Origin of the sequence: Streptomyces barringtoniae, assembly GCF_020819595.1 — a bacterium.
Classification (GTDB): Bacteria; Actinomycetota; Actinomycetes; order Streptomycetales; family Streptomycetaceae; genus Streptomyces; species Streptomyces barringtoniae.
Window position 1 is genome coordinate 367,470 of the sequence record NZ_JAJHNP010000002.1, and the last position, 12,220, is coordinate 379,689.

Annotated in this window: 12 protein-coding genes and 1 pseudogene; 7 read left to right on the top strand and 6 right to left on the bottom strand. The window is 73.1% G+C overall.

Features of this window, described 5'->3' with window-relative positions; all coding sequences use genetic code 11:
- Positions 1-18: 18 nt before the first annotated feature.
- A complete protein-coding gene (locus LMU33_RS04030; RefSeq protein ID WP_228617402.1) occupies positions 19-1,233 on the top strand; it encodes a sensor histidine kinase in 1,215 nt (404 codons plus the stop codon).
- On the top strand, positions 1,230-1,895 hold the full coding sequence (locus LMU33_RS04035; protein ID WP_228617403.1) for a response regulator transcription factor: 666 nt from the start codon (positions 1,230-1,232) through the stop codon (positions 1,893-1,895). Before LMU33_RS04030 ends, LMU33_RS04035 begins: the two co-directional genes overlap by 4 nt.
- Here the strand turns inward: LMU33_RS04035 and LMU33_RS04040 are convergent.
- Positions 1,856-2,137 (bottom strand): DUF6332 family protein, encoded by a 282-nt coding sequence (locus LMU33_RS04040; RefSeq protein WP_228617405.1) that lies wholly within the window; start codon positions 2,135-2,137, stop codon positions 1,856-1,858. The two genes, LMU33_RS04035 and LMU33_RS04040, sit on opposite strands and share 40 nt — an antisense overlap.
- Before the next feature lie 71 nt (positions 2,138-2,208).
- Positions 2,209-3,699 carry an MFS transporter gene (locus LMU33_RS04045; RefSeq protein ID WP_228617406.1) on the bottom strand — a complete coding sequence of 497 codons (1,491 nt, stop codon included), beginning with the start codon at positions 3,697-3,699 and terminating at the stop codon, positions 2,209-2,211.
- Between the two features lie 85 nt (positions 3,700-3,784).
- Between LMU33_RS04045 and LMU33_RS04050 the strand changes: the two genes are divergently transcribed.
- Positions 3,785-4,177, top strand: a complete 393-nt coding sequence (locus tag LMU33_RS04050) for a MarR family winged helix-turn-helix transcriptional regulator (RefSeq protein ID WP_228617408.1) — start codon at positions 3,785-3,787, stop codon at positions 4,175-4,177.
- A gap of 6 nt (positions 4,178-4,183) precedes the next feature.
- On the opposite strand, the pseudogene LMU33_RS04055 reads toward LMU33_RS04050, so the two are convergent.
- Together LMU33_RS04055 and LMU33_RS04060 are read right to left on the bottom strand one after the other, a co-directional pair.
- Positions 4,184-4,923, bottom strand: a pseudogene (locus tag LMU33_RS04055) (maleylpyruvate isomerase family mycothiol-dependent enzyme).
- Positions 4,924-5,196: 273 nt separating this feature from the next.
- On the bottom strand, positions 5,197-6,375 hold the full coding sequence (locus tag LMU33_RS04060) for an MFS transporter (RefSeq protein ID WP_228617410.1): 1,179 nt from the start codon (positions 6,373-6,375) through the stop codon (positions 5,197-5,199).
- A gap of 573 nt (positions 6,376-6,948) precedes the next feature.
- Between LMU33_RS04060 and LMU33_RS04065 the strand changes: the two genes are divergently transcribed.
- Positions 6,949-7,344 carry a luciferase domain-containing protein gene (locus LMU33_RS04065; RefSeq protein ID WP_228617411.1) on the top strand — a complete coding sequence of 132 codons (396 nt, stop codon included), beginning with the start codon at positions 6,949-6,951 and terminating at the stop codon, positions 7,342-7,344.
- 330 nt (positions 7,345-7,674) lie between these two features.
- On the opposite strand, the gene LMU33_RS04070 is transcribed toward LMU33_RS04065, so the two are convergent.
- On the bottom strand, positions 7,675-8,454 hold the full coding sequence (locus LMU33_RS04070; protein WP_228617413.1) for a DeoR/GlpR family DNA-binding transcription regulator: 780 nt from the start codon (positions 8,452-8,454) through the stop codon (positions 7,675-7,677).
- Between the two features lie 125 nt (positions 8,455-8,579).
- Between LMU33_RS04070 and LMU33_RS04075 the strand changes: the two genes are divergently transcribed.
- Both LMU33_RS04075 and LMU33_RS04080 read left to right on the top strand, forming a co-directional pair.
- A complete protein-coding gene (locus tag LMU33_RS04075; RefSeq protein WP_228617415.1) occupies positions 8,580-9,461 on the top strand; it encodes an SIS domain-containing protein in 882 nt (293 codons plus the stop codon).
- A gap of 38 nt (positions 9,462-9,499) precedes the next feature.
- Positions 9,500-10,357 (top strand): class II fructose-bisphosphate aldolase, encoded by an 858-nt coding sequence (locus tag LMU33_RS04080; protein WP_228617416.1) that lies wholly within the window; start codon positions 9,500-9,502, stop codon positions 10,355-10,357.
- On the opposite strand, the gene LMU33_RS04085 is transcribed toward LMU33_RS04080, so the two are convergent.
- The gene (locus LMU33_RS04085) at positions 10,354-11,487 is read right to left on the bottom strand and encodes a methyltransferase (protein WP_228617632.1); all 1,134 of its coding nucleotides are present in this window, start codon (positions 11,485-11,487) and stop codon (positions 10,354-10,356) included. The two genes, LMU33_RS04080 and LMU33_RS04085, sit on opposite strands and share 4 nt — an antisense overlap.
- Before the next feature lie 80 nt (positions 11,488-11,567).
- Between LMU33_RS04085 and LMU33_RS04090 the strand changes: the two genes are divergently transcribed.
- The gene (locus tag LMU33_RS04090; RefSeq protein ID WP_228617418.1) at positions 11,568-12,212 is read left to right on the top strand and encodes an alpha-ketoglutarate-dependent dioxygenase AlkB family protein; all 645 of its coding nucleotides are present in this window, start codon (positions 11,568-11,570) and stop codon (positions 12,210-12,212) included.
- Positions 12,213-12,220 lie beyond the last annotated feature (8 nt).

Here is a 12,220-nt window from a genome sequence, read left to right on the forward strand (position 1 = left end):
GCGTCTACCGTGGCCTGCATGGAAGAGCAGCGCGCCCCAGGTCAGTGGTGGCGGCACGGGCCGCCGTGGGGGAGCGCACCCGGCGAGACGGAGCCGCCCCGGGCCCACTGGCCCTGGCGCAGCACGGTGCTGCTCACCGCGTTCGTCCTGATCGGCACCCACTTCGCGGCCCACAGCCAGCCCCACCGCCTGCCCCTGGACGGCTACGCACGCGTGCTGCTGCTGGTCGCCCCGGTCCTGCTGCTGTGGCGGCACCGGCACCCGGTGGCCGTGGCCTACGGCACCGCGGCCGCGACCCTCGGCTACCTCGCCGCGGGCTACCCCTACGGACCGGTCTTCCTGACCGTCGCCGTCGGCTGCTTCAGCGCGGTCGTCGCCGGTCACCGGCGCGCGGCCTGGGGGGCCGTCGGCCTGCTGTGGGTGGGGCACGCCCTGGTCGCCCTCTGGCTCTACCGCTGGCTCCCGCCCTCGGGGGACAAGGGGGCGAGCGTCTATCAGGAGATCGGCATCGGCGCCTGGGTGCTGGCCGTCATAGCCCTGGCGGAACTGGTGCGGGTGCGGCGCGAGCAGTGGGCGCGGGAGCGTGCCGACCGGGCTCAGGCGGCGCGGCGCCGCGCGGACGAGGAACGGCTGCGGATCGCCCGCGAGTTGCACGACGTCCTCGCGCACAGCATCTCCGTCATCAACGTCCAGGCCGGCATGGGGCTCGCGCTGCTCGACAGCGAGCCCGAGCAGGCGCGGGCCGCGCTCGCCACCATCAAGGCCGCCAGCAAGGAGGCCCTCGGCGAAGTGCGCCAGGTGCTCGACACCCTGCGCGCCCCCGGCGCCGCGCCGCGCGCCCCCGCTCCCGGCCTGGGCCGGCTGCCGGAGCTGGTGGAGCAGGCGGCCGCGGCCGGGCTGACCGTGGAGACCGAGGGCGAGTCGCCGCAGCTGCCGCCCGGTGCCGACCTCGCCGCCTTCCGTATCGTCCAGGAGGCGCTGACCAACGTCGTACGGCACTCCGGATCGCGGCACGCGCGCGTGCGGTTCGCCCACGACGGCGACGCGCTGCGGCTGCGCATCGACGACGACGGTCCGGCCACCGGCGCCCACGCCGGGGGCAGCGGGAAGGGGCTGGCCGGCATGCGGGAACGGGCGGCCGCGCTGGGTGGCACCATCGAGGCGGGCCCGCGCCCCGACGGCGGCTTCCGGGTGCTCGCCGTACTGCCGTCGCACCCCAGGGAGGACCAGTGATCCGGGTACTGCTCGCCGACGACCAGTCGCTCGTGCGGGCCGGTTTCAGGGCGTTGCTGGACGCCCAGCCGGACATCGAGGTGGCCGGGGAGGCGTCCGACGGCGAGGAGGCGCTGCGCCAGGTGCGGGAACTGCGGCCGGACGTCGTCCTGATGGACATCCGCATGCCCCTGCTGGACGGTCTCGCCGCGACCCGGCGCATCACCGGCGACGCGGAGCTGAAGGACGTGAAGGTGGTCATGCTCACCACCTTCGAGCTGGACGAGTACGTTTTCGAGGCGATCCGCTCCGGCGCCTCCGGTTTCCTGGTCAAGGACACCGAACCGGAGGAACTCCTGCGCGCGGTGCGGGCGGTGGTCCAGGGCGACGCGCTGCTGTCGCCGGGCGTCACCCGCCGGCTGATCGCGGAGTTCGCGGCCCGCTCCAAGGAACCCGCGGCGGCGGACGCCCTCGGCCGGCTCACCGAGCGCGAGCGGGAGGTGATGGCGCTGGTCGGCATCGGCCTGTCCAACGAAGAGATCGCCCGCCGGCTGGTGGTCAGTCCGCTCACCGCCAAGACCCATGTGAGCCGCACGATGGTGAAGCTGGGCGCGCGGGACCGCGCCCAACTCGTGGTCCTGGCCTACGAGTCGGGGTTGGCACGGCCCGGCTGGCTGGGCTGAGCCGCCTGCCGGAAGCGCACCAGCACGCTCACCACCCGGGCCACGAACACGACCGGTGCGACCGTCATGCCGAGCCGCAGCAGGACCTCGGACAGCAGCGGCGGCAGCTCGAAGAGCAGTGCCGGCCCGGCCACGGCCCCGAACAGCACTGCCGCCGCGAAGGCGGCGCTCACCAGCGCGTAGCCGATCTCCACCGTCGCCGCGTCCTGTTGGGCCTTGCGGCGTCCCCCGTATGCGTACATTCCCTCAGCTTCACAGACGGGCGCCCGGCGGGGCAATCGGCCCCGCCGGGCGCCCGGTTGGAGGCTTCCCCCTAGTCACGGACCGCCACGCGCTCCGCTTCTGCCTCCTCCACGGTGGACCTGGCGACCACGAGGGACCGCTGTGTACGCCGGCCGCGCAGACCGGTGAGGGTGATCAGCAGACCGGCCGCCGCGATGCCCGTGACGACCATGAAGCCCGGCCGGTAGCTGTCGAGGACGGCCTGCGGGGTGGCGTGCGCGGGGGTGTTCGCGGTCACCACGGCCGTGACCACGGCCAGGAAGATCGCGCCGCCCACCTGCACCGAGGTGTTGAGCAGACCGGAGACCATGCCCTGCTCGTGGTCCTCGACCCCGTTGGTGGCCTGGATGTTGAGCGAGGGGAAGACCAGCGCGCAGGCCGCGCCGATCAGCAGCATGGACGGCAGGATCACGGCCGCGTACACCGGGTCGAGGTCGACCCGCAGGAACAGGGCGTAGCCGAGGACCATGAAGGCGAAGCCGGTGGCGATCAGCCGCGGGGTGCCGAACCGGTCGACGATTCCGCCGACCTTCGTCGAGGACACCGCCACCAGCGCGCCCGCCGGCAGGAACGCCAGTGCCGTGTGCAGCGCGGACCAGCCGAGCAGGGACTGCATGTACAGCGTGGTCAGGAACTGGAAGCCCACGTAACTGCCGAAGAAGGCGATCGCGCCGAGCTGGGCGCGCACCTGGCTGCCCGAGCGCAGCACGCCCAGCCGGATCAGCGGGCTCGGCGAGCGCCGTTCGAGCAGGACGAAGGCGGTCAGCAGGACTGCGACGGCGACGAAGGACAACAGCGTGCGGGCCGAGGCCCAGCCGGCCTCGGGCGCCTGGACGACGGTGAAGACCAGCAGCAGCATCGCCGCGGTACCGAGGACGGCGCCCGGGATGTCGTAGCCGTCGTGGTTGTCCTCGCGGGCGCTGCGCGGCAGCAGCCGCAGGCCGGCGAGCAGCGCGAGGAGGGCGATCGGCGCGGGCAGCAGCATGGTGAAGCGCCAGCTGGCCTCGGTGAGCAGGCCCGAGAGCACCAGGCCCATGGAGAAGCCGGTGGCGGCGCAGGTGGTGTAGATGGAGAGGGCGCGGTTGCGCAGCGGGCCCTCCGGGAACGTCGTGGTGATGATCGACAGGCCGGCCGGGGCCGTGAAGGCCGCGCTCAGGCCCTTGACGAAACGGCTGGCGATCAGCAGTGGACCCGAGTCCACGAGCCCGCCGAGCAGCGAGGCGAGCGCGAAGACACCGAGGGCGACGAGGAACACCTGACGCCGGCCGAGCAGGTCGGCGGTGCGGCCGCCGAGGAGGAGCAGGCCGCCGTAGCCCAGGATGTAGCCGCTGACGATCCATTGCAGCGTCGATGTGGACAGGTGGAGGTCGGAGCCGATGGACGGCAGCGCGACGCCGACCATCGACACGTCCAGCGCGTCCAGGAACATCGCCGCGCAGAGCACCAGCAGGGTGCCCCACAGCCGGGGGGTCCAGCGAACCGCCGGGGACGGGGCCGCGGAGGGGGTGAGCGGAGAGGTCATGGCGAAGACACTACATGCGCATGCATCGAATGCAAATGCATTTAATTCCGATGCAATAATCTTGTTTCTCTGCTACGGTGCGCCCATGGCGTCGAACAGGGCCGAGCAGGCGCTCGTGGAGCAGTGGCGGGACATCCTCGCGCTGCATGCCCGCACCCAGTGCGAGCTGGACCGGGCGCTGCACGGACACGGCCTGTGCGCCAGCGACTTCGAGGTCCTCGACCTGCTGGCCGAGGGCGCGGCGGCGGACGGCGGCTGCGCCTACCGCGTCCAGGAGATCTCCGACCGCGTCCACCTCAGCCAGAGTGCCCTGTCCCGGCTGATCGGGCGCCTGGAGAAGGACGGCCTGGTCGAGCGCGCCATGTGCGCCGAGGACCGGCGAGGGGTGCGCGTGGCGCTCACGGCGAAGGGGCGCGCGCTGCACGGCGAGGTACGGCCGGTGCAGCGCGCGGTACTGAGCCGGATGCTGACGGACTGAGCGCCGTCAGCTCCAGGTGACGGCGGACTTCTCGCGCCACAGTGCGGCGACCGAGGCGTCCCCGGTCACGCTGGGGAACGGCACCCGGTTCCACAGCGACAGGTACAACTCGCGGCCGGCCCGGCGACTTCGCAGTCGGCCTCCCCGGTCGCCTCCCGCACGGTCACGGGCGGTTCCGGCGACAGGCGTACGGTCCACACCGCGCCGTCCACGTCCGTCGCCCGCATCCTGAGCACCCGCGGCTCTTCGCTCCGAACCCTGCTCTTGGCGCGCGCGTGGAACCCGCACAGCAGCTCGTCGACGCCGTCCGCGGCGAAGCCGGGCGCGATCTCGCCGGGGGCGCCGCCCCTCGCGGACTCGGCGTCGACCCGGTGCACGGTCGTCTCGTGCGCCTGCCTCCGGACCCAGAACGCGAGCGGCGACGGCGCCGGCAGGAAGTGCCAGCACTCCACGTCGGGCGCGGCGGAGGCAAAGGTGTCGACGAGATACCGGTGCCCTTCCCGGAACCAGGCGAGCAGCTCGGCGCCGTCCAGGTCGGGCAGTCCGCCGTCGGGGTGGTAGGAGGTGTGCCCCTCGGCGACGAAGGCGGCGGCCCAGCGGTGCACCATCCCGGTGTGCCGCAGCAGGTCGCTCACCTGCCATTCCGGGCAGGTCGGCACCTTGGCATCGGTCCCCGCCGCGGCGGCGGCCGCCGCGAGCAACCGGCCCTCCCGGTCCAGGGTCTGAAGGAAGTCGGCAGTGTCCATGGGCGTGAGTTTGCCGGACGGGTGCTTGCCGGGCCGGTGAATTACGGAGTGCTGGCCGGGTCCGGTGGGGTTCGGTGGGGTCGGCTGGGACCTCCCTGGGGTGGCCGGCCGGGCGTGCTCGGTGCGGGGCCGATCGTGCCGGACGGATGTGACCGGGCTTGTGGGCGGGGCTCGACACGCGCACGGGCACCTTCCCGCCGGACAACTGCCCGGACCGGCACGCTGGAAAGACCCCTGGGCAACCCCGCGGGCCGGGTTCCGTCGGCCGCCGGCTCACGCGCCCATCGTCCGCCGCGTGGACACCCCGATGGCCGCGGCGACGGCGGCCAGCGCCGCGACGCTGGTGAGCGCGGCCGACAGGGAGAACCAGTCCGCCATGAACCCGATCGCGGGCGGCCCGAGCAGCATGCCGCCGTAGCCGAACGTCGAGGCGACGGCCACGCCGGACGGGCCGGTCAGCGCACCGGCCCGCTCCACGGCGACCGGGAAGAGGTTGGCGAGCCCGAGCCCGGTGACGGCGAAGCCGATCAGCGCGGCCCACACGGACGGTGCGAGTGAGCCGAGCAGCATCCCCACCGCCGCGACGGTGCCGCCGCCGATCACCGTGCGGGCACGGCCGAGGCGCTCCAGGAGGCTCGTGCCGGTCGCCCTGCCCACGGTCATGGCCAGCGCGAAACACGAGTACCCGGCCGCCGCCGCACCGGACGACGCCGCGAGGTCCTGCTGGAGGTGGAGCGCGCCCCAGTCGGCCATGGCGCCTTCGCCGTAGGCCGTGCACAGCGCGATCAGCCCGAAGACGACGACCAGCCCGCGGCCGCCGGTCCGCCGCGCCGCGGCACGGTGCGTCTCCGGGGGCGAGGAGGGCGCGCGGTCCACCGGGGCGGGCGGCTCCTGCCGCAGCAGGGTTCGCCCGGCGACGGCCGTGACGAGCAGTCCGACCAGGGACAGGCCGAGCAGATGCCGCGTGGGGGAGAGCGCACCGGCGACCAGTCCGCCGAGACCGGCGCCGATCATGCCGCCGAGACTGAACGCGGCATGGAACGACGGCATGATCGGCCGCCGCAACGCGGCCACCAGATCGACGGCGGCGCTGTTGAAGGCGACGTTGATGCCACCGTAGGCGGCGCCGAAGACGAGGAGTACGGCGCCGAGCGCGGGCGCGGAGTGGGTCAGCGGGGGCAGGCTGACGCTGAGGGAGAGCAGGACGGCGCAGACCACGGTGACCGGGTGGCTGCCGTAACGGCGGCACAGCCGACCGGTCAGCGTCATGGTGATGACGGCGCCCGCGGAGACGCCGAGGAGCGCCAGGCCGAGGGCGCCGGCGGAGGAGCCTGTCTGCTGCTTGATGGCAGGGATGCGGACCACCCAGCCCGCGAAGACGAAGCCGTCGAGGGCGAAGAAGGCGGTGAGCGCGATGCGGAGCCGGGAGAGATCGCGGCTGTCACCCGGCACGACGCTGTGCGATCGGGGTTTGTTTATTAGCGGCACAAAGTCAGGCTAGGCGGGGCGGCGGGGCGGGGCAAGGGATATCGCGAGGGTGCGGCAGCCTGGGCGGCGTGGGTGAGGCGAGGGGGCGTACCCGGGGCGCGTTCCCCCGGTGAACGGTTCCCGTGCCCCGCCCGCTTTCGTGTGCCGTGCCGACCATGCCGCCCGAGCCGCTCGGTTCGGCAGCTGCCCGCGCGAGCCCGGCAGCCCCGCCGCACACCCACGGGCTTGTCGTTCTCACACTGCGAGACGGCCCCGATCTGCGCCATCACTCGCTTCGGCGACAACGCCTTCTGCCCCGCTTCGGGCCGCCCCGGGTATTTCCGTGACCAGAGCCCGAGTGGCCGGGAATCGACCGATGTGCCCTTGACCTGCACCGACTTGTGCTCGCGCGGACCGGTGGGCGCGTCAACGCGGCGGGACGCATGCCTCGTTGAGTGTGCTCCGAGGCCGTCCATGGGCGCCCCGCGGTCGGATACAGGTCGGTTAATGCTTGCTCACGAGCTGGTTGCCGAGGGGTGAGCGGGCCATGATGGGCCCATGACGTTGGCCTCGCGCGCGCTCGCGCAACTGGCGACCTGGCCCGACCTGAGCCAGGCGGTCCCGAGCTGCGGCCTTGGGCAGGCGGTGAGTTCGGCCCAGGGCGAGATCGCCCACTTCCACTCGGAGCGCGATGTGGATCTGCGGCTGACCGACCGGGCGATCCGCCGGTTCGCCAAGGATCTCAGGGGCTCGGGCGCGATCAGGATCGTGCCCGGTTCGCAGTGGGTGACCCTGCGCCTCGACGCGGCGAGCGATGTCGACCTGTTGCTGACCCTGGTGAGTGTGGCGCTCCAGGCCCAGCAGACCTGGCCCGACCCGCTCGACCGGCCACCGGCGGGCTGCAACGACCAACGCGGCGCGGGGTTCGTGAAGGCCGACCGCAGCGGCATCTGAGCCGGGCTGGCGTGGTGCGGTGGCCGTGGAGGGCGACGGCGGTGGAGTCTGCGCGGGGCGGTGTGGCGACGGCGGTGGAGTTTGAGCCGGGCGGTGTGGTGCGGTGGCGATGAGGGTCGACGGCAGGGGTATTTGAGCCGGGCGGCACGGCGTCGTGGGTACGAAGGCCCACTGCAGCGGCACCTGAGCCGGGCTGGCGTGGCGCGGTGGCCGTGGAGGGCGACGGCGGTGGAGTCTGCGCGGGGCGGTGTGGCGACGGCGGCGGAGTGTGAGCCGGGCGGTGTGGTGCGGTGGCGGTGAAGGCCGGCCGCGACCGAGTCGCGTGCGGTGTCACACCGGGACGACCCGGACGCCCGCCTCCTCGAAGCGGCGCACCGTTTCCTGTGCCACCGCCGTGTCCGTCACGAGCGTGTCCACCAGCTCCGCGCCGCAGATCCGGGCGAACGCCCGCTGGCCCAGCTTGCTGGAGTCCGCGGCGACCACGACCCGCTCGGCGCGCTCGCACAGGAGCCGGTTGATCGCGGCCTCCGCCTCGTCATGGGCCGCCGCGCCGTGCGTGACGTCGAAGGCGACGACCCCGAGCACCGCCACGTCGAGCGTGATCTGACCGAGCACACCGTCCGCGAGCGGTCCGATGAGCTCGTACGACTGCGGGCGTGCCACACCGCCCGTCACCACGATCTTGAACTGGGGCCGTACGGCGAGCTCGTTGGCGATGTTGAGCGCGTTGGTGACGATGGTCAACGCGGGCGATCCGGTGGACAGATCGCCGCGCACGGCCAGGGCGCGGGCCACCTCCGTGGTGGTCGTGCCGCCGGTCAGCCCCACCGCCTCGCCGGGCGCGACGAGTTCGGCCACGGCCTTGGCGATGCGCTGCTTCTCCGAGGCGCGGCGGGCCGTCTTGTAGCGCAGGGGGAGTTCGTACGACACCCCGTGCACCACGGCCCCGCCCCGGGTGCGCACCAGCATCTGCTGCTCGGCGAGCTGGTCGAAGTCCCGGCGGATCGTCGCAGCCGACACCTCCAGCTCGGCCGCCGCCTCCTCGACGTCCAGCCGGCCGCGCTCGACGAGCAGTTCCAGCAGCGCCTTCCAGCGGGCGTCCCGGGACATCCGCAGCCTCCGTTCCCAAGTGTTCCCGGTGACCCTAGCGCACCTCTCTCTGCGCTCGAATGCTTGATGCTGCTCGAAAACTCGCTATATCTTGCAGGAACAATCAGCAAGGGGAGGGTATGGCCATGAGCCATGTCGAGAGCGAGCTGAACAGCCAGCCGGAGTGCTGGATACGGGCGGCCGAGGAGGCGGGGCGGTACCGGGACGCCCTCCCGGGGCCGGGGGAGCGGGTCGCGATCGTGGGGTGCGGGACCTCGTACTTCATGGCGCAGGCGGTGGCCGGCCTGCGGGAGCGCGCCGGCCAGGGCGAGACCGACGCGTTCGCGGCCTCCGAGTTCCCGTACGGACGGTCGTACGACCGGGTGGTGGCCCTCACCCGCTCCGGCACCACCACCGAAGTGCTGGAACTGCTCGGCGAGTTGAGCGGCAGGACGCGGACCACGGCCGTCACGGGGGATCCGGACACCCCGGTGATGTCGGCCGCCGACGACCTCGTGGTGCTGGACTTCGCCGACGAACGCTCCGTCGTCCAGACCCGGTTCGCCACCACCGCCCTCACCCTCCTGCGCGCCCACCTCGGCCTGCACACCGACTCCGTCGTCGCCGACGCGCGCACGGCCCTCTCCACTCCTCTTCCCGAACGGCTGGTCGCCTGCACCCAGTTCACCTTCCTCGGGCGCGGCTGGACCGTCGGGCTCGCGAGCGAGGCCGGGCTGAAGATGCGCGAGGCCTCGCTGTCCTGGACCGAGGCCTATCCGGCGATGGAGTACCGGCACGGCCCGATCAGCATCACCACCGAGGGCACCGCCACCTGGATGTTCGGCGAGGCACCCGAAGGGCTCGCCGAACAGGTCCGTGCCACCGGGGGGTTGTGGGTCGGCGGCGGGCTCGACCCGCTCGCCGAACTCGTCCGTGTGCAGCGGCTCGCGGTCGCCGTCGCCGCCGCCCGTGGCCTCGACCCCGACCAGCCGCGTCATCTCACCCGCTCGGTGATCCTCGCCCCCTGAAGTCCGACCCGCCGTCCGCGCCCCGGAAGGACACCTCAGTGCCCCTCGCATCCACCGGCGAGCTGGTCACCGCAGCCGCCGCAACCAGATCAGCCGTCGCCGCGTTCAACGTCATCACCCTGGAGCACGTCGAGGCCGTCATCGCCGGTGCCGAGTCGGCCGGCGCGCCCGTCGTGCTCCAGGTCAGCGAGAACGCCGTCAAGTTCCGTTACGGGCGGCTGCTGCCCCTGGCCCGGGCGGCCGTCGCCGCGGCGGAACGCGCCGCCGTCCCCGTCGCGTTGCACCTGGACCACGTGCAGAGCGACCACCTGCTGCGCCAGGCGCCCGACGCCGGGTTCAGCTCGGTGATGTACGACGCGGCCCGGCTGCCGTACGCCGACAACCTCTTCGCCACCCGGTCGGCCGCCGACTGGGCTCATACCCAAGGGCTCTGGATCGAGGCCGAGTTGGGCCAGATCGGCGGCAAGGACGGCAGGCTCCCGCTGGACGCCCACGCGCCCGGCGCCCGCACCGACCCGGACCAGGCCCGCGACTTCGTGGCGGGCACCGGTGTCGACGCGCTCGCCGTCGCCGTCGGCAGCGTGCACGCGATGACCACCCGCACTGCCGCCCTCGACCACGGCCTGCTGAAACGGCTGTCCGCCGCGCTGTCCGTCCCGCTCGTCCTGCACGGCTCCTCCGGAGTCCCGGACGACGGCCTGGTCGCGGCGGTCGCCGGCGGCATCGCCAAGGTCAACGTCGGCACGGCGCTCAACGTGGCCATGACCGGAGCGATCCGGGAGTTCCTCGCCGCCCACCCGGAGGCCGTCGACTCACGCAAGTACCTCAGCGTGGGGCGGGACGCGATGGCCGAGGAGGTGCGGCGGATCATCGGGGTCCTCTCCCGGGCGGCCTAGCCCCTCTTGACGGCCCTCAGCACCACGAACTTCGGGTCGGAGGCCACCAGTTCACAGTTGCCGAACAACCGCCTCAGCTTCACGTGGTACCCCAGGTGCCGATTGCCGATCACCCACAGCTCACCCCCCGGCCGGAGCGAGCGCAGCGCCCCCGTGAACATCCGCCACGACGTCGCGTCGGTCGTGGCCTGGTGGGAGTGGAACGGCGGGTTGTTCAGGACCAGGTCCACGCTGCCCGGCGCCACCCCGGCCAGCCCGTCGCCGACCCGGAACTCCGCGTGTCCGGGCACCCCGTTCGCCTTGTACGTCGCCTCCGCCGAGGCCACCGCCTGGAAGGACTCGTCCACGAACAGCACCTCGGCCGACGGATCGGCGAGGGCCACCGCCGTACCGACGACGCCGTTGCCGCACCCGAGGTCGACCACGCGGCCGGCGCCCGGTCCGGGCAGGTGCTGGAGGAAGAAGCGGGTGCCGATGTCCAGGCGCTCGGCGCAGAAGACACCGGCGTGGTTGACGACCGGGCGCCCGGAGACCGCGCCGATGCCGTCCGGGAGGTCGTAGCCGTACGGCCACGGGTTCGCCGGCCGCTCCAGCGCCGGGTCCGGGGTGCAGAAGATCAGCCGGGCCTTCTGGCGCGCCAGCGAGGTCCGGGTCGGGCCCAGGATCCGCTCGAACAGCTGCAGCGTGGAGGTGTGGATCTCCTTCACCATCCCGGTGCCGACGACGACAGTGTCGGCGTGCACGGCGGGAGCCAGCCGCAGCAGCTGGTCCTCCAGCAGCGCCAGGCTCTTCGGCACCCGCACCAGCAGCAGGTCCACCCGCTGCGGCGGGGGATCCTGGGTGGTCAGCAACTGGACGGCGCCGGGCTCGACACCCGCCCGCGCCAGATTCGCCCGGGTCGCCTCCTGGCTCAGGAAGGAGTCGGTGATCTGCGTCGGCCGGTGCTCCGCGAGCGCCGTGGCCAGCGCCCCCCAGCGGTCCCCGACCACCACGACGGAGCCCGTGAGCGGCACCCCCTCCTCGGCCAGGTGGCGCAGCAGGTACGCGTCGGAGGCGTCCCAGGCACGCAGCCGGTCGCGGGGATCCTCGGGGAAGCGGGACAGCTCGACCTCGCCCCACGGTGTCGTCATACGGTCGCTCATCGTGCCTCCCAGGCTAGCGGAGCCGCAGCTCAGGGCGGGTGGGGCGGGCCTGCGGCAAGATGGAGCGTGTGGACGCGGAGCTGTTTCCCAGGGAGCGCGCTCAGGTCGCGCCGGGCGCCGTGCACGTCCCGGACTGGCTGGACGCCGGGCGGCAGCGCGAGCTGCTCGCCGCCTGTCGGCAGTGGGCGCGTCCGCCGGCCGGACTGCGCACCGTACGCACCCCGGGCGGCGGCGCGATGAGCGCCCGGCAGGTCTGTCTCGGCTGGCACTGGCACCCGTACGCCTACGCCCGCACGGCCGTCGACGGCGACGGCGCCCCCGTGAAGCCGTTCCCGGCCTGGCTCGGCGAGCTGGCGCGCCGCGCCGCCGTCGCCGCGCTGGGCCCGCAGGAGCCGTACACCTACGACATCGCACTGATCAACTTCTACGACGGCGACGCCCGCATGGGCATGCACCGCGACAGCGACGAGAAGGCGGACGCACCGGTGGTCTCCCTCAGCCTCGGCGACACCTGCGTGTTCCGCTTCGGCAACACCGAGACGCGCGCGAAGCCGTACACCGACGTGGAGCTGCGCAGCGGTGACCTGTTCGTCTTCGGCGGGCCCTCCCGGCTCGCCCATCACGGGGTTCCGCGGGTGTACGGCGGCACCGCGCCGGACGAGTTGGGGCTGTCCGGACGTCTGAACATCACGCTTCGGGTCAGCGGCCTGTAGGCCGCCGC

What these genes read in the sequence shown, in the direction of transcription:
- LMU33_RS04030 (WP_228617402.1), top strand. Translation starts at nt 19, where the DNA reads ATGGAAGAGCAGCGCGCCCCAGGTCAGTGGTGGCGGCACGGGCCGCCG.
- LMU33_RS04040 (WP_228617405.1), bottom strand. Translation starts at nt 2,137, where the DNA reads ATGTACGCATACGGGGGACGCCGCAAGGCCCAACAGGACGCGGCGACG.
- LMU33_RS04045 (WP_228617406.1), bottom strand. Translation starts at nt 3,699, where the DNA reads ATGACCTCTCCGCTCACCCCCTCCGCGGCCCCGTCCCCGGCGGTTCGC.
- LMU33_RS04050 (WP_228617408.1), top strand. Translation starts at nt 3,785, where the DNA reads ATGGCGTCGAACAGGGCCGAGCAGGCGCTCGTGGAGCAGTGGCGGGAC.
- LMU33_RS04065 (WP_228617411.1), top strand. Translation starts at nt 6,949, where the DNA reads ATGACGTTGGCCTCGCGCGCGCTCGCGCAACTGGCGACCTGGCCCGAC.
- LMU33_RS04070 (WP_228617413.1), bottom strand. Translation starts at nt 8,454, where the DNA reads ATGTCCCGGGACGCCCGCTGGAAGGCGCTGCTGGAACTGCTCGTCGAG.
- LMU33_RS04075 (WP_228617415.1), top strand. Translation starts at nt 8,580, where the DNA reads ATGAGCCATGTCGAGAGCGAGCTGAACAGCCAGCCGGAGTGCTGGATA.
- LMU33_RS04085 (WP_228617632.1), bottom strand. Translation starts at nt 11,487, where the DNA reads ATGACGACACCGTGGGGCGAGGTCGAGCTGTCCCGCTTCCCCGAGGAT.